The organism is Bacillus sp. FJAT-29790 (assembly GCF_019039215.1).
Classification (GTDB): Bacteria; Bacillota; Bacilli; order Bacillales; family Cytobacillaceae; genus Cytobacillus.
The window spans coordinates 2,055,914-2,073,965 of sequence record NZ_JAHNZZ010000001.1; the positions used below are offsets into that span (position 1 = coordinate 2,055,914).

The 18,052-nt window shown below is 36.9% G+C and carries 12 protein-coding genes; all 12 read right to left on the bottom strand.

Annotated features, from left to right (window positions below; all coding sequences use genetic code 11):
• Positions 1-9: 9 nt before the first annotated feature.
• The 12 genes from iolC to BGM26_RS09845 all read right to left on the bottom strand — a co-directional run bounded on the left by iolC (position 10) and on the right by BGM26_RS09845 (position 17,858).
• The gene (gene iolC, locus BGM26_RS09790) at positions 10-987 is read right to left on the bottom strand and encodes a 5-dehydro-2-deoxygluconokinase (protein ID WP_217039640.1); all 978 of its coding nucleotides are present in this window, start codon (positions 985-987) and stop codon (positions 10-12) included.
• A gap of 29 nt (positions 988-1,016) precedes the next feature.
• The gene (gene iolB, locus BGM26_RS09795; RefSeq protein ID WP_217039641.1) at positions 1,017-1,832 is read right to left on the bottom strand and encodes a 5-deoxy-glucuronate isomerase; all 816 of its coding nucleotides are present in this window, start codon (positions 1,830-1,832) and stop codon (positions 1,017-1,019) included.
• 194 nt (positions 1,833-2,026) lie between these two features.
• Positions 2,027-3,502: a methylmalonate-semialdehyde dehydrogenase gene (gene iolA / locus BGM26_RS09800; RefSeq protein ID WP_217039642.1), complete on the bottom strand. Its 1,476-nt coding sequence runs from the start codon at positions 3,500-3,502 to the stop codon at positions 2,027-2,029.
• 986 nt (positions 3,503-4,488) lie between these two features.
• A complete protein-coding gene (locus BGM26_RS09805) occupies positions 4,489-6,303 on the bottom strand; it encodes a sigma 54-interacting transcriptional regulator (protein ID WP_217039643.1) in 1,815 nt (604 codons plus the stop codon).
• Positions 6,304-6,612: 309 nt separating this feature from the next.
• Positions 6,613-8,175 (bottom strand): bifunctional GNAT family N-acetyltransferase/carbon-nitrogen hydrolase family protein, encoded by a 1,563-nt coding sequence (locus BGM26_RS09810; protein WP_217039644.1) that lies wholly within the window; start codon positions 8,173-8,175, stop codon positions 6,613-6,615.
• 280 nt (positions 8,176-8,455) lie between these two features.
• Complete coding sequence (locus BGM26_RS09815; RefSeq protein WP_217039645.1) at positions 8,456-9,511, bottom strand: ABC transporter substrate-binding protein; 1,056 nt, start codon at positions 9,509-9,511, stop codon at positions 8,456-8,458.
• 280 nt (positions 9,512-9,791) lie between these two features.
• On the bottom strand, positions 9,792-10,568 hold the full coding sequence (locus BGM26_RS09820) for an ABC transporter permease subunit (protein ID WP_217039646.1): 777 nt from the start codon (positions 10,566-10,568) through the stop codon (positions 9,792-9,794).
• Position 10,569: 1 nt separating this feature from the next.
• Complete coding sequence (locus BGM26_RS09825) at positions 10,570-11,412, bottom strand: ABC transporter permease (RefSeq protein WP_367949332.1); 843 nt, start codon at positions 11,410-11,412, stop codon at positions 10,570-10,572.
• Between the two features lie 206 nt (positions 11,413-11,618).
• On the bottom strand, positions 11,619-12,680 hold the full coding sequence (locus BGM26_RS09830) for an ABC transporter ATP-binding protein (RefSeq protein ID WP_217040730.1): 1,062 nt from the start codon (positions 12,678-12,680) through the stop codon (positions 11,619-11,621).
• Between the two features lie 344 nt (positions 12,681-13,024).
• Positions 13,025-14,302 (bottom strand): NAD(P)/FAD-dependent oxidoreductase, encoded by a 1,278-nt coding sequence (locus BGM26_RS09835; protein WP_217039648.1) that lies wholly within the window; start codon positions 14,300-14,302, stop codon positions 13,025-13,027.
• A 36-nt stretch (positions 14,303-14,338) separates the two neighbouring features.
• The gene (locus BGM26_RS09840; protein WP_217039649.1) at positions 14,339-15,415 is read right to left on the bottom strand and encodes a C45 family autoproteolytic acyltransferase/hydrolase; all 1,077 of its coding nucleotides are present in this window, start codon (positions 15,413-15,415) and stop codon (positions 14,339-14,341) included.
• Between the two features lie 943 nt (positions 15,416-16,358).
• On the bottom strand, positions 16,359-17,858 hold the full coding sequence (locus BGM26_RS09845) for a CoA-acylating methylmalonate-semialdehyde dehydrogenase (RefSeq protein ID WP_217039650.1): 1,500 nt from the start codon (positions 17,856-17,858) through the stop codon (positions 16,359-16,361).
• Positions 17,859-18,052 lie beyond the last annotated feature (194 nt).

An 18,052-nucleotide genomic window follows, 5' to 3' on the forward strand; every position in this document is an offset into this window, starting at 1 on the left:
TAGCTCATTTTAGGACCTTACAGAAATTAATTCTTCAATTTCCTTCACTGTCGGCATAGCCTCTGACGAACTATGTTTGCTTACGACGATAGAGGCTGATGCACTGCCGAATTTTAAAGCGGTTTCAATTTCTTTTCCTGTGATCAATGCGTATAAGAAGGCAGAGGCATATGAATCACCCGCACCAAAGGTTTTTAAGACTTTTGAAGGGTAAGCACGACCTTTGAATATTTCTCCTGATTTCGTATAGGCAAATGAGCCCTCTACTCCATGTTTGATAACAATTAAATCAGGTGAATGCTTAAACAAAGAATTGATTGTATCTTCGTTTCGTCCAGCTGATTTATTTTCCAACACATCGAATTCATCGCGAGTACCAATGACAACATCTGCCAGCTCTGCGACAATGGAATAATAAACTGCGGTTTCTTCAGCCGATTTCCAAGTATACGGACGGTAATCCAACTCAAAAACTACTTTCACGTCATTTTTCCTAGCTAAATTAACTGCTTTTAACACCGCTTCACGGGATGGACTTTTTGACAGGGCTGTCCCCGAAACAAGGAGGATTCTTGATTTTTTTATGTAGTCTTCGTTAACTTCAGATGGGGTTAAATAAAGATCTGCCACATCATCCCGGTACATTAAGATACTGCATTCTTCGGGACTTTTAATCTCTGTAAATGCTAATCCTGTTTTATGGCCCTCTTTATCTATCACCATATTAGAAGTGTCAATTCCGACACCACGCATATACTGTTCGATAAAGCGGCCATGTTGGTCATCAGAGAGTTTACCAATAAACCCAGCTTTTAATCCTAATTTAGATCCACCAATGGCAATATTAGCAGGAGAACCACCTACGTATTTCGAAAACGTCATCGTTTCTTCCATCGGACGGTTGTACTCAGTTGCATTTAAATCAATGCAAGCACGGCCAATCGCAATGATGTCGTATTCTCTTTGGGCATTAAATTCATATTTCATTTTTGATAACAGCTCCCTCAAACATTTTGTTAACGATTTAATATCCATTCATGATCAGGGTCGTTGTGGAATTTCCAAATTCTTGTCGGTCCCGCCATCACATTTAAATAATAGGATGTGTAGCCATCAGGAACACCCACTGGATGATACCCTACCGGTACAAGAACGACATCACCGTTCTCAACGGTCATTGTTTCATCAAGTGAACGATCATCTGTATAAACGCGTTGGAATACAAATCCTTGTCGCGGGTTCATTTCGTGATAATAACTTTCCTCTAAAAATGACTCCTCAGGTAAATTATCCCGATCATGTTTATGCGGCGGATAGCTTGACCAATTTCCGCTTTCTGTATAGACTTCAACAACTAGCAAACTATTAGCAGTTGGATCTGAATCGGGTAAAATATTGTGCACTAGTCGTTTATTATTTAGGATTCCTCTATTTTCGATCCCATTATCTGAAGCTTTAATCAGCTTTGTCGGCAATTGTTTTTCGGAAGGAGAATAGCATAATGCCACTCGAGCTTGGGTCACTGCTTCTACTTCAAAGGTTCGATCATTTGAGACATAAACACTATCTGTCGGTTTTTTTTCAAAAACGCTCTCACGAGTACCAAGGTTATCGAATCTTTCTTCGTTAGCCGTTACGTTTATTTTCCCTGTTAACGCTACAATACAGCATTCTCTCTTTACTAACTCTTCTGAATATTTAGAACCTGAAACTAGATCAACGATTTTAAATCCAACATATTCTAATGGAGAATCTTTTTCCGTCACCTCATGAACAAGAATAACTCCTGGTGAAATTTCACTATCTTTTGGTTTTCGAAGCAATTTACTCATATGATTACCTCACATTTTCTTCATTCTAATACGAATCTGATTTCGCTTACATTATTGAAAAGAAGGAAATGAACAGAGAAGAGTCGATTATTCCTTTTAATCATTTATCTAAAAACATCAATAAATGATACTCTCTCTGTTCCAATCTTATTTCCTTTCATTTCTCTTAACCTAAAAAGTTTCAGTCGTTTTTATTATTCGAAAGATGGTGCTTTATAGCGTGCTGTGACAACTTTTTTACGAGTATAGAAGTCAACACTGTCCTTTCCGTTAGCGTGTAAAGTACCAAAGAATGATGACTTCCATCCTGAGAACGGGAAGAATGCCATTGGGGCTGGTACACCTAGATTAACTCCCAGCATTCCCGCATCAATATTTTCACGGAAGTAACGGATTGAAGGAGCATCTGAAGTGAAAATACATGCGCCATTAGCAAATTCTGAACGATTGGCTGTTTCTACGGCTTCTTTTAAATTTTTTACACGCATGATAGACAATACTGGAGCGAATATTTCATCTTTCCAAATCGTCATTTCAGTTGTAACACCATCGAAAATAGTTGGACCTACGAAATATCCTTCATCTAATTGATGTTTGCGGCCATCAACAAGAAGTTCTGCTCCTTCTTCAATTCCTTTTTCGATATAATTAAGCGTACGTTTTTGATTTTCTTCTCTGATAACCGGTCCTAAGAATACACCATCATCTAGACCATTACCTATTTTAATATTTTCCGTTTTCTCAATTAGTTTTGCTAAAAACGCATCAGCAATCCCTTCTTCTACCGTTATGACAGAGGATGCCATACAACGTTCTCCAGCTGAGCCAAATGCTGAACCAATAATGTTAGTCGCTGCGTCTTCTAAATCAGCATCATTTAAGACGACAACATGGTTTTTAGCACCACCTAAAACTTGGACACGTTTTAAATTCTCGCTAGCTCTCTTGTAAACATATTCTCCAACAGGTTTAGAGCCGACAAATGAAATCGCTTTAACTTCAGGGTGATCTAAAATACCGTTAACGACATCATGTGCACCATGAACTACGTTGAATACACCTTTTGGAAGTCCGGCTTCTGTAAATAATTCTGCTAATTTCTCAGTTAATAATGGTGTTCTTTCAGATGGTTTCATAATAAATGTATTACCTAATGCGATTGCCATTGGGAACATCCAGCACGGCACCATCATTGGGAAGTTAAAAGGGGCAATTCCTCCAACGATACCAATTGGATAACGATAGTTTGTAGCTTCAACATCTGTTGCAATGTTAGCTAGGGAATCTCCCATCATTAATGTCGGCGCACCAGCAGCAAATTCTACATTTTCAATTCCGCGTCCAACTTCTCCTCTAGCTTCCGTAAGGTTTTTTCCATTTTCAATTGTGATTAACCGAGCTAATTCTTCACTATGTTTAATTAACAATTGATGAAAATTAAATAATACTCTTGCACGCTTTTGAACTGGCTCATTTTTCCACTTTGCAAATGCTTTTGCCGCAACCTCCACAGCGTACTCCACATCTTCTTTTGTTGAAAGCGGAACTTGAGCAATAACTTCTTTTGTTGCTGGATTATAGACATTTTCATATTGCGTCGTTTTACTCTCAACCCATTCACCATTTATGTAGTTTTTAATTTTTTTTACTTGTGTTAATACTTCAGACATGTTTTCGTCCTCCTTTAAATTTGCCTAGGCACAGATAATATGATTTATTTACTTGATTTTAACTCCTAATAATTGGGTTACACGTTAATTATTGTTACCTTCTTCGCAATGGGTCTGTTGGTTTCAAAAATGATATCGATTAAATAGTGGAATTTCGCTTTACTTTCACCAACACTTTTACAATTCTCACCTCTTTTTATATCATTTTTGTTATGTTTTGGTTAAATGTTGGTTATGTTTGATTACATAATAAAACTAAAAACGCTTACAGTCAATATATTTTAATAATTTATTTTTATCTGAATTATAAATCTTATAATAAAGGTCATAATTAATATGGTGTCTTTCACTCAGATGTCCTCACAAAATTGAAAGACAGAGGGTTGAAAAACCCTCTGTCTCTTTAGAAAATACGGAATTATTAAATTTGAGACTATGAATCTTTTTTTTAATATAAAAAGGGACAAAATATGGCAGTTTTTTTGAGTGTGAATTTTTAGAAATCCGAACGGATATTAGATCAATAGAGTAGACTTCATTTTTTCAGGTAATATCCTCTACCTCACTTTTTCTTAGTAGTCTCTTCATTCAAGTACAGAATACATTCTGTACTTAAATGAAGGGGCTAAGTTATTGGCGAACCCCATTATCAAGGCACGTTTTTTTAAAAAAGTGGACATCATACAAAATTGATGCCTCTCTTTCGTAAGCCTAGGTTGCTCACGCGGGTAGAAAAAGGTCATAACCAATTTTCGAGATCGATTCTGCTTGTGTTTGCTCGGCAGATCCGGATGTCATCCACCATCGCCATTCATTCTATCCTAGTCCTTGAGTACAGATTTTTTTAAGCCGTGATAACTTTATTGTTAACCGGCCGAATTTAGCGTAGAGATTTTCCAATGGTCCAAAATCATATGCCTTTAGCTATTTTTTCAACCGAGGCATTTATTTAAGAAAAACTTTCTACCATTGGCATTGGTTTTCATTTAATAGATATTTTTTAAATAGACATGATCATTCAGTAGATCATGTTCTTCAAGTTTTCTATATAAAGTAGCAAGGCTAATATTTAATTGAACTGCTATTTGTTTTTTCGCTTTAACCGAATGGCCATATTTACTTAGCATATTTTGAAGAATTTCCTTTTCATGGAGACTGAGCATAGCTTTTAAAGAAGGATATTCAGAGGAATAATCCTTTTTTTCTAACATTCGTAAAGGAAGACTCTGAGCTGTAATACGATCCGTTTGTTCCATGTTTACGGCGTACTCGACAGCATTTTCCAATTCGCGTACATTTCCCGGCCAGCGATATTTTTGAAACATTTCGATCACCTTTGGTTCAAACCCATAAATTTCTTTATTCAATGAATTTGTATGCTCGGATAAAAAATGGTTCATTAAAATTGGAATGTCTATCTGCCTTTCTCGCAATGGTGGCAGGTTTAGCGGGATAACATTTAAACGAAAATACAAATCAGCTCGGAACTCCCCTTCATGTACCATTTTCTCTAAGTTTTGATTCGTTGCTGCAATCACTTTAATATCAATTGGGATAAGACTGCTGCTGCCTACTCGTTCTACTTTTTTATGTTGTAAAACATGTAAAAGCTTTACTTGCAAGTGAAAAGGAAGGTCACCAATCTCATCTAAAAAAATGGTTCCTCCATCTGCCATCTCAAACTTACCGATTTTCCCTTCTTTATTGGCACCCGTAAACGCTCCTTTTACATAGCCGAACAATTCACTTTCAAGAAGAGTTTCAGGGATCGATCCGCAATTAACGGAAATAAAGGGGCCTGAGGCTCTTTTACTGGCATTGTGAATCGCCATAGCAAATACCCCTTTTCCCGTACCGCTTTCACCAGTTAGCATAATGCTTGAATTACTATTACTTACTTTCAGGGCCTGATACTTTAAACCTTTTATAATATTGCTTACACCTTTTACCTCGGAGAAAGATAAATCCTGTTCACTTGACGTTAAAGAATAAGCCAGCTTTCTAACGTCAGACATTTTACGAATAGAAGCAACGGCTCCATATACTTGGCTTTGGTTGGAAATAGGGGTGGCTGTTACAATGAAGTGGAAATGTTGTTTTGAAGTTTGGTAGATTTCTTCTTTCTCTGAATATCCTTTGCCTGTTTTTAAAATAGACAACATCGGTGATCCTGGCAAAATCTTTTCGAGTGGCCTCCCAATAATATTTTGTTTATCTTCATTAAGCAGCATTTCAACCGTGTGATTACAATGTGTAATCATACCATTTTTGTCGATAGCGAGAATACCATCTTGTATCGATTCAACAATTGTATTCAATTTATTTTTCGTTAACAGCAATTGTTTGGTCGTTTCCATTTCAGCCACTTTTCCAGTGATTAGTTCAGACATACGCCATAAGAAATTTAACATTTGCTTTTTGTTCTCAATAAGCCTGTTATGTTGTTCTTGATCAAAAGCCAAGAGTCCAATCACTCCAATTGCTTTCTCTTTATAAAGGATTGGACAACAAATTTCAGCTACTTCTTTCCGCTCACCTGTAAGTACGAGTGGATCATACATCGGATCATTCTGTGCATCCTCTACCACAAATGCTTGTTTGGTTGAGAGTATCCGCCCATATAAATAACCAGCCTCTTTTTTTCCGCCTTCTTCTTTCGTATTTATTCTATTCCTGCATTCACCTGTCCCAGCCATGACGGTCAGAGTCTCATCTACTATTTCTGTTTCAACTTTTAATGCTGTCGAAATTACATCTGCCACCTGTTGCACCAATTCTTGTATTCCCTTCAAAAATGTCATGCGTTCACTCCTCCTTCTTTAGAACTATATGTAACTTATTTCTATTTTCTTTTTAAAAACCCTTTAATTAAACGAATCTTCTATGTATTTATTAAGTAATGATGCATTTAATTACTTAGCAGTCCCAAACCACTAATGAAAAAAAATCCTTTATAATGGAAAGACAGGCTGTCTCCTGTTCAATTCCATTATAAAGGATTATATTAATGGACAAGAATGCGCTAACTTTTTATCAGTAAATAGGTTTCTTCTAATCTAAAAGTCTATTGAAATATCATGTTTCAGGACATAAAAATCGCTGTTGCAATCTTAAATTGGTTCTGTCGCTAGTAAATCCATTTTTTGATTTTCCATATGATAAAATTCCGACCTTCTATCTTTAAGTGGCGTTACTGAACCAATATTCCGATTTCTTCTCAATATCTCTAAGTCCACTTCTCCAACAATGATCGTTTCGATATTCGAATTACACTCTCCAACAATTCCTTTTTCGGGGAATGTAAAATCACATGGTGAAAAAATACCTGATTGAGCATACTGAACATCCATATGTGGAACATGTGTCAAATTCCCAGCCGTTCCAGCGATTACTGTATATACTTGATTTTCAATGGCCCTAGCTTGCGAACAATATCTTATCCTTAAATAGCCCTGCTGATCTTCCGTTGAAAACGGTGTAAAGATAATTTGTGCCCCCTTATCGACAGCAATGCGAGCAAGTTCCGGGAATAAAATATCATAGCTAATGAGCATAGAAATTTTTCCACAATCGGTGTCAAAGACATTGACCTCATTCCCCGGCTGTATCCCCCACCATTTTCGGTCATCTGCTGGAATGTGAATTTGACGCTGCCTGTCAATCGTACCGTCCCTCCGGAAAAGATAGGCAATATTATATATTGATTGGTTTTCCTCAACGAAATGGGAACCAGCAATAATATTCACATTATACTTTATGGCTAACTCCGTGAATTTCTTCAAGTATTGTTCCGTAAAGCTCGTCAACTTTTTCACTTGGAGACTAGGGATGTCTTCTCCGAGAAATGATAAAAGCTGCATAGTGAATGTTTCCGGAAAAACGACAAAATCAGATCTAAAATTAGCACTCGCATCAATAAAATATTCACATTGATTGGCGAAATCAGAAAATGAATCTATTTGTTTCATCATGTACTGCACAACTGAAATCCTTACCGGGAAAGCTCTCTTATAATGATGCCTTGCGTTCGGCAAATAATCCACGTTATACCATTCCATTAATGTGGCATGTTTAAGAGAAGCAGTATCATCCGATAAGTAATTGGAATTTACCCGTTTTAATACAAAGCCATTCATCATTTGAAAGGTTAAAACTGGGTCATAAAGATTTTGCTTAATGACTTCATCTACATATTCCCTTGCAGATAATTTATCAGAGTACTTATTATAATTAGGAATCCGTCCACCAATAATAATGCTCTTTAAATTCCTCTCCTGGCAAAATTGTTTTCTCGCTTTATATAGCCGTTGTCCTATTTTCATACCTCGAAAATCCGGATGAACAGCTACATCGATTCCATAGAGATTCAATCCGTTTGGGTCATGATTTCTAATTAATCCATTATCTGTTATTTCATCGTAACTATGGTCATCATCGTATTCATCAAAATCAACAATCAGGCTTGAACATGAACCAATAATTTTTCCGCCGTATTCGACACAAAACTGACCTTCAGGGAAGATTTTTAAATGGCTTTCTAAATGCTCAATCTCCCATGTTTCCATATTCGGGAATGCAAGTTTAGATAATTCAATGATTTCATTTAAATCTTCTGGTCTTATATTTCGAACAATTATTTTTTTATCAATGTTTAATGGTTCATTATTTGACATAAAGGCCAGTCCTTCCTTTGTCTCATTTGATTATTATTTTATTTTATTGTTGGCTGTTTTCGTAACTTTTGTTACTATTTAATCAAAAAGAGGTCTAGTGGTCTAGTTGATTTCCGCTCCAGGATGCTCGCTTTCCGCGGGGCGGGCGGTGAGCCTCCTCGGCGCCTTGCGCCTGTGGGGTCTCACCTGTCCCGCTGCTCCCGTAGGAGTCTCGCACCCTTCCGCTCCAATCAACGTCATACAAAATCTATTTAAAAACAACAATCATTTAGTAAAAAACTTATTGCTTGATTTCCGCCCAGACCCTGTCATAGATTACAGTGGACTCTCCAACATCTACTGCATGAATGCCTCTTTTAACTTCTTCCTCTGGAATTTCGACTTCTTTTCGTACATTCTCAGGCAAAAGCTTTAATGCTTCGATGTTTGGATTCGCATATGGATAATCCATCACAATCTCTTTGCTTACTTCAGGGCGGAGAATATAATCAATAAATATCAACGCATTATCCTTATGCTTCGCTCCTTTAGGAATAACAAAGTTATCCTGCCATAAACTCATATATTCCTCTGGATAGATTTTCTTTATTGCCTTGTTTTCCCGAATGGCCAAACTCGCTTCAGCCCCGAAGACAATTCCGCCTTTTACCTCCCCACTAGCCAATAGTGCTTTGGCATTATCGCCATCATACATTTTAATATTTGGTTTTAATTTCTTTAACCATTCACCAGCTTCTATAATTTCTTTTTCGTTTACACTATTAGGAGAATAACCTAATACGGCTAAAGCTGCTCCAAGCATTGATCTTGGATCATCAAGAACTACTAAACTATTTTTAAATTCAGGATCAAGTAAATCTTCGAAAGAGGTGACTTCCTTTTTCACGAGATCTGTGTTCATGACAATAAGCTCTTCTCCCCATAAATAAGGAATTGAATATTTATCATCCGGATCAGCATCTTTACCTAAGAACTCCTCGCCAATATTCTTGATATTAGGGATATTTTGCTTTCCAATTTCTTCGACAAAACCTTCTTTTACTAGCACATCAACGTAATAAAGGGAGGCAACAGCAAGGTCATATTGTCCTTTTCCAGCGCTTAATTTTGCGAACATTTCTTCATTTGAAGAATACGTACCGTAATTCACTTTAATACCTGTTTCTTTTTCGAAATCTTCAATTACTTTTTCAGGCAAGTATTCTGCCCAGTTAAATATATTTAGCACTTTTTCATTCGAATCTCCTGCTGTCGATTTACCTCCACAACCGCTTATAATAACGGACGTTAACAACAACACTGCAAATAGTAATCTGAATCTACCTTGAACCCTCAAAAGCTCCCCTCCTAAATTTGCATATTTCTATCAAAAAATTAGGCTGTTTTCGTAAACTTAGTTGCAATGTAAGCAAAAAGTGGTATAGTTGATTTCCGCTCCAGGATGCTCGCTTTCCGCGGGGCGGGCGGTGAGCCTCCTCGGCGCCTTGCGCCTGTGGGGTCTCACCTGTTTCGCTGCTCCCGCAGGAGTCTCGCACCTTCCGCTCCAATCAACTTCAGACATAACCTATAAAGAAACAAAAATCATTTAGAAAACAGCCCAAAGTTACTTTCCACTATTATCTTTTTCTCATCTGTAATCTTTGAGCAATAATAACGAACGTAAGTGTTACCGCAAGCATTAACGTCGATAAAGCGTTAATTTCTGGAGTAACTCCGTGCCGCACCATCGAGAAAATTTGCAATGGCAAGGTCGTACTTGCCGGGCCGGCAACAAAAAAGCTAACAATGACGTCGTCAATTGAAACAGTAAATGCTAACATAGCACTGGCGGCAATCGCCGGGCCCAAAATAGGCAAGGTGATTAAACGAAAGGTCTGCCACTCACTTGCTCCCAAATCCCTTGAAGCTTCTTCGATTGACTGATCAAATCCTTTTAATCTGGCATTAACCACCACTACAACAAATGGGATCGAAAAGGTGATATGAGCTATAAGAAGAGTGCCCATTCCTAATGGGATCTCTACCATTGAAAAAAATGCTAAAAGCGCAATACCCATAACAATTTCAGACATAACGAGTGGGACGTAAAGCATTGCATCTATTATTCCTTTTCCTCGAAAACGATACCTGTACATCCCTACGGCTACTAGTGTTCCAAGCATCGTTGCAATGACAGTGGAGATCAGTCCAACAGTAAGACTAATCTTTGTTGCTTGTAAAATACTAGAATTGGTCCATAGCTTCGCATACCATTCAAACGTAAATCCCTTCCAAACAGCATTGAGCTTAGAGTCGTTAAATGAGTAAACGACTAATATAACAATAGGGACATATAGAAATGAGTAAATAAATGATGCATAAACGATCGAGGACCATCGAGTAAGTTTACTCATATTACAACAACTCCGTATCATCAGTTTTCCCACCAGATACCTTTAAATAGAAGGTAATCATTAACAAGGTAAGGATCATTAAAATGATGGATGCCGCAGAACCAAACGGCCAGTCCCGCGCTGTTAGAAATTGATTTTTAATTAAATTACCAATGATCATTGTCTTTGCTCCGCCCATTAGATCAGATATAAAGAATAGGCCTAATGTCGGTATAAAAACTAGCAGAGAAGCTGCAACTACTCCCGGGAACGTAAGCGGCAATGTTACTTTTAAAAAGGTTTGCCATGGGCTAGCCCCTAAATCATTTGATGCTTCTAAAAATGTTTTGTCTAATTTTTCAATAGACGCGTATAATGGTAAAACAGCAAATGGAAATAAAGTATAAACGAAACCTACAAGAGTGGCGCCGCTATTATATAGCAAGGTGAGTGGTTCAGATATCAGCCCTACTTTTTGTAAAAGGGTGTTAATTACACCTTCAGTTCTCAACAAAACAATCCATGCGTAAGTACGTATTAAAGAATTCGTCCAAAATGGAACAATAACGAGCAATAACAACAACGTCCGGTGCTTAACTTGTGTCTTAGCAATAATATAGGCAAAAGGATAACCGAAAACGATACAAATTAAAGTAGTAGCAATCGCCATGACAAGCGATACGAAAATAATCCGTAAATAGAGGGGTTCAAAAAATCTGGTGTAATTTTCGAGAGTAAATGTATACTCAATTCCACCATATGTTCCCCTGGACATAAAACTTACTACCAATACTAGAAATAGAGGGATAAATAAAAACAGCAACAACCAAATTGTGACAGGAGATAATGTCCAAATTGCAGCAATGTTAATTTTTTTTTTGAAGATTTTATTTTCGGTTCGATGGAAACGCTTTCAACAAGCGTCGCTTTCGCCTTTTCCAATACTTCCCACCCACCTTCATTTAGTTTTTTATTAGAAGCTATTCTATTGGAGTCTGACTCCCCTTCGCAGAACAAAAAATAGTTTCTTATTTATCTTTTTAATGTATGTACAGATTGATGAACCCAAATCTAAGAAGTTAACAAGACAGAATTTTTCGGATGCCAACTAATATAAAATTGATCTCCTACCTCAATTGTCCCCCTATTTTCTTCTGTTTCATTTACCATCACTTGTTGTCTGTTAGGTAATGTAAATATCAATTTAGTTACAGAGCCAACATATATTTTTTCTTTAAAAATACATTTCATGACTGACATATTTTCTTCTGGAACGGAATGAATCATTGCTTTTTCGGGCCTGACAGCAACATATACTTGCTCTGGAATATCGTTTCCAAACATACGAGGCGCTTTGATTTCTTGCCCTCCGCAATCAATAAAAACAAATTGATCGTCCATCCCGGTCACATTACCTTCGAAGATATTTGTTTCTCCAATAAATTCAGCAATAAATCGGGTCTTTGGACGTTCATAAATTTCGTTCGGAGAACCAATCTGCTCAATAACCCCGTCATTCATAATAATGATACGATCTGACATCGTTAACGCTTCTTCCTGATCATGTGTCACATATATAAAAGTGATTTTAAGCTCCTGTTGAAGATGCTTTAATTCCACCTGCATTTGCTTTCTTAGTTTTAAATCAAGCGCCCCCAATGGTTCATCCAACAGTAATACCTTTGGATTATTTACTACAGCTCTAGCTACCGCCACACGCTGCTTCTGTCCTCCGCTTAGCTGATCAGGCTTTCTATAAGCAAATTTCCCCAACTGTACAAGTGTGAGGATTTTTTCTACTCGATTCTTAATTTCGCTTTTTGGTACTTTTTTCATTCTCAGCCCGTATGCAATATTATCGAATACAGTCATATGCGGAAATAAGGCATAGCTTTGAAACACTGTATTTACATCGCGCTTATATGGCTCAACATTGTTTACCATTTTTCCATCTACCCATACCTCGCCCTCTGTTGGTTGTTCAAAACCAGCAATCATCCTTAACGTAGTTGTTTTTCCACAACCTGAAGGGCCTAGCAATGTAAGAAATTCTCCAGACTTTACTGATATATTAATATCTTCCGCAGCGACAAAATCTTTAAATCTTTTAGTCACACTTTTAAGTTCAACCATTGTCTCACTCAAATTATCTCCCCCCTCAAAAAATGTTTCTATTTTTATTAATGCATTTTCTGTGCCAATCTTAAAAAAACAAGTAAATTTACAATAACTAAATCTATCGATTTCTCATTTATGATAATAATATTATCTTTACTTTACAAATTATTCTGAATTTTTTGATTAGAACGCATTTTATATCTGTATTTTAAATTCTTCTTTTCGTTTCTCATAAATAAAACATAATTATCAAAATTGAGAAGTTTTTCTTTATTTAATTCATAATAATATTTGATAGGTAGTTAAACCTTATCCTAGCAAAGATTATTTTTAGTTTTTCAGTCCCTATAGGAAAATCTTCAAGAAAGTTTGTCTAATAGTTTAAAGTAATACTTCATAATACTAACTGCTTTTGCATGCTGACTATAAAAAGGAATTGGCTTTAAGTGCGTTTTTTCTAACGGGTTTCTTCCTTCACCCGTTGCAAGAACATTTGCCGCGATCAATTTCCCCATTAAAGTCGACATTGCAGCCCCATGACCAGCGTATCCAAAAGCAAAATGAGTGCCGTCTTCTAATTGGCCCATATATGGGATTTTTTCTTTTGTAAACCCAACCTTTCCACTCCACTCATATTCGATATTAATGTTTTTCAATTCAGGAAAGACTTGCAGCATACCTGCATGAAGCTGCAAAAATAGACGTTTGGCATCACGCTTACTTGTTGTTCTTCCTGACCCACCAAACGCCAGACGATGATCTTCTGTTTTTCTAAAATAATATAACAAGTTTTTTGTGTCATAAATTCCTCGGTTTTTTTTAATTAATCCATTCAATATGTCTGGCGATATTGGTTCTGTTGCAATCATAATGCTTTCAACCGGTACTATTGTTCTACCAATAATCTTATGAAGATCCCCTGAATAGCCATTTGTCACGATAACGATATGATCAGCGATGACCCTGCCTTCATTGGTTGTCACTATCACTTTGTCTTTAGAATTTCTTTCAATTTTAACAGCTTCTGAGTTTTCAAAAACGGTACCTCCAAGCTGTTCAATTACCTTCGCTAACCCAAGCGCATAATTTAGCGGATGAAAAATAGCACTGTTCTCGTCAACACAGCCTCCCACATAAAGCGGACTATTCAATTCATGATGCAATTCTTGCTTTTCAATGATATTCACTTCGTATTCAAAGTCACGCATTAGTATTTCTTGTTCACGCTTTAAAGCCTCTAAGTGTGAAGGTTTGTAAGCAGCATTCAAGTGACCTTCCCTATGAAAATCACAAAGAATAGCATTTTCTTTGATTATTTTTTCTATAAGATCAATAGAGTCTAGTGTCATATGAAGCATTTGTTTCGCTTTGTTTAAACCATATTTCTTTGCTAGCTGACTCATGGATAGTACATAACCTGTTAACATTTGCCCCCCATTTTTTCCACTTGCACCGTCGCCAATCCTCCCTTTTTCAAGAATAGTCGTTTGGCAATTACTTTTTTGCAAGTGATATGCCGTTGACAAACCAGAAAATCCACCACCAATAATGACGACATCACATTCTTTATCTCCTGTTAGACTTGTCCGGTTAATTCGCTCCCTTTCAGTTGCTTCCCACACTGGATATTGTTTCATTTTCTCCTCAACCTACTTTCAAACAGCCGATTTTGTTTAAATTTCCATGTAAACGCCTTCGGAAGGTTTCCCTACACAAAGGAACATTTTTTTTGTTGAAAGGTTCATGATAATAGAAAAAATTGTTTCCATTCTCCTATGCGGAGGAATTTCTTCATTAATGAAATGATTAATGGAATCTGGATAATTAAATTGGTCTGAAAACCATTCTTTGAAATTATTTTCCGCTACCCTTTTATTTTGTGATATATGATGCTCAATTAGCTGCTTTGCCCGCTTCATTCTCACCATAGAATCCTCTTTAATACGTTCATTTGTATCAATTAGGCGTGATTTAATAAACGAAGAACAAATATGATTCGTATGAACAACGAAGCCATTTATACTTTCTTCAATATGAATACCTATAGGACTTACTTCCGTGTTAAAGACCATCCCATTTTGGCTGTCGGCAGAGCCAATTAAAAAGTTTGCAGTAGATGCCATTAACCCATTATCTATCCTTAAAATCGCCTCTGAATGAGTAAATGAGTTTAATATACTCCTTAACCCTAAGTGTATTGGAATCTGATCAGATTTTTTATCTGTTAACAGTGCGTTCAAACAAACACCAACCCCAGCGGAATTAAGACCTATTTTCCCAATGATTCCTCCCTCTGTTACCATTTTAATACTGGGTTTTTCAGACTGTTCTATTTCAAGATAGAGAAGACTCTCTGTTTGTGTTGATTTCCAATCCCAGTTTTGTCCGATGATTATACTTGAAGAAATTGGAGGCATGACTCCAATTGCCGTGCAACCATCTGAGAATTTCGTATATTTTCCCGACAAAGCAATTTCACTTCGTGCATTTAATGCTAAAATATCTTCAAAATCAACTCCAGCCCCGATCGCTACTCCTTCCATTTCTTCAATTAAGTCAATGTCATACTTGGAAATAGCTTCAATATGTTTCATTGCTAGTTCCCTTGCCTCGCGCCAACCAATTTGACTATACTCATAAAAAAGCTTTTCATAGGTTTCTAAACTATTCAGTACTTCTTTTTTTCCTTCCAATCCGTGCTTTTTTCCAATCTCTTTATAGGTACCTTGTAAATAAAGTTTTTTAATCATCAAACCACCCTTTTCTAAATACAATAAATAAAAAAAAGACCCTGAACTTAGCGTATTTTTTCCTCATAGCAACCATTTCGGAATATCGGTTTACAGAAAATCAATTTAGATTAAAACCAATCCTTTTAATCAGTATGCAAATTACATGCCAAAAGAAAAACCATTTTATTCATCATGGCACTTTTTTGATTTTTGTTTTTAAAAAACAGTAAGTACTGAAGCAAATAAACTTTTTCTAAATTAAGTTGCATTGTGTGCAAAATAGACGCATCAAAGTCAAAATGGATACATATTCAGAGAATTATGGAGTACCAAGTAGCTTCACGTCTGTAGCAAAAATAACAATCACTAAGAAATTACCTTCATCAAACCGTTTCAATAGATTTTCTCATTAGTAAGAAAGTAAAATTAGATCGCAGTCTGACACTTGAACAGATTTGCTTTTGCATAAGCATTAATTGGTTGAAAGATCTTATTTCGCAATAAAAACAGAAATTTCTAATAAATGAGAATATTATTATTTAAACTACTATCAAAAATTCTTCACACATCTACACTATACAAAATTTTCACTATTGCTGTTTGATTACTCTACGTTTTCAGCCCAGTAATACACAAAATCAAAGGAAAATTGCTTAACTTATAGTACAGAACCAGAATAATAGCTGTTAAATAATTCTGTATCTAGTTTTAAATACTTAGTAGAATCATCATCACTCCGTTTCATCTTTGAAAAGTTTAAATCCCCGCTCTTACGAACAGGGATTATTCTTTGACTTTAAAGATAAAATAAACAGGTTCAGTACTAAGTCTCAATATAAAATATGAAATTCTCAAATCCTTGATAAATTATTAATGTAGAGAGCAATGGATGATAAAGAAAACTCATCTATTAACGAAGTTTGTGTAGGTGAACACAGTGGCATAGTTACACTATTATTCCTTACCAATTACTGGGAAAATCAAACACCACTTCATTCTCACTTACCACTGATTCAGGCCATCTTTCGGAAATGGTTTTCGACTTTGTAAAGAAGCGGGCGGTGTCAGGTCCGAACATATGGCCCTCGCCAAATTTTGAGCGCTTCCAGCCGCCGAAGTTGTGGTAGCCGACAGGGATTGGAATTGGTACATTAATCCCTACCATGCCTACTTGAATTTCTTCAGCGAATTTTCTTCCGGCATATCCGTTCTGCGTAAATATCGTGACTCCATTTCCAAATTCATGCTCATTGATCAATTCAATGGCTTCGTCAAGACTATTTACACGGATAATGATTCGTGCCGGTCCAAAAACCTCTTCGCGGTAAATTCGCATGTTAGGAGTAACATGGTCTAAAAGGGTTGCGCCAAGATAGAAGCCGTTCTCCTCTTCTACCCGCGGATTTCTCCCGTCTACACATAGTTGCGCACCCTCTTGAATACTTTCCTCAATAAATCTTTCTACATTTTCCTTCGATTCTTGGGTAATTAAAGCACCGAAGTCTGCACTTTCATCGTTATATGCACCGACTTTCAGCTCTGCTACCCGGCTTTTTAATTTTGCTACGAATGCTTCCGCTGTTTTCTCCCCGATTGGAACAGCTGCTGAAATCGCCATGCAGCGCTGAGAAGCAGCTCCATATGCCGCTCCAAGAAAAGCATTCACCGCATGATCTAAATTCGCATCAGGCATGATGATCATGTGATTTTTTCCTCCGCCAAATGCCGCCACGCGCTTATGATTCCGGCAGCCTTCCTCGTAAATATATTCGGCAACCCTCGTAGAACCAACAAAAGAAATGGCAGGGATTTCGGGATGAGATAATATCGCATCCACCGTCTCTTTATCGCCGTTAATAACATTCCATACGCCATCAGGCAAACCTGCTTTTTTCCAAAGCTCTGAGAAAAATAACGCCGAATTCGGGACACGTTCCGATGGCTTCAAGATGACCGCATTTCCGCAAACTACCGCCATCGTAGTCATCGCAACTGGTACCATAAAAGGAAAATTAAACGGGGAAATAGCCGCAACAACTCCGAGAGGCTGTTTAATGGAGAAAGCATTAATATCTCCGCCAACATTTACAGAGTATTCACCTTTTAACAAATGTGGAGCATTAATGGCCAAATCTACGGATTCAAGTCCTCTACCAATTTCCCCTTTTGCATCGGAAATTGTTTTGCCGCTCTCAAGACCGATCATTTCTGCCAGCCGATCCGTTTCTTCGATTAAAAGACTTCTAAAGCGATGGATAATTTCCACTCTTTTTGCAACAGACGTTTTAGCCCAGCCAACAAAGGCCCTTTTCGCTAATTCAACTGTTTCATTCACTTCCTCTACAGAAGCATACGGACATAAAGCTGTTATTTCACCTGTCGATGGCTTAAAAACCTTTCCAAAACGGCCACTCCTTCCCGCTGTCTTTTCTCCGCCAATAAAATGATATAATTTCTCCATTTTAACTAGCCTCCTATTTTGTCATTCCGTTGATTTACTACCTTCTTAAATTCTTTCATATGAATCCTCTATTTTATGACTCTCTTATTTATAGTTGAACAATGCTGTTTCTATTCCTAAAAAAATTTCTGTATTTTTAAATAATTATCCCTTGACAAACACACATGACTTCCTTCATAATCAACATTAAAATT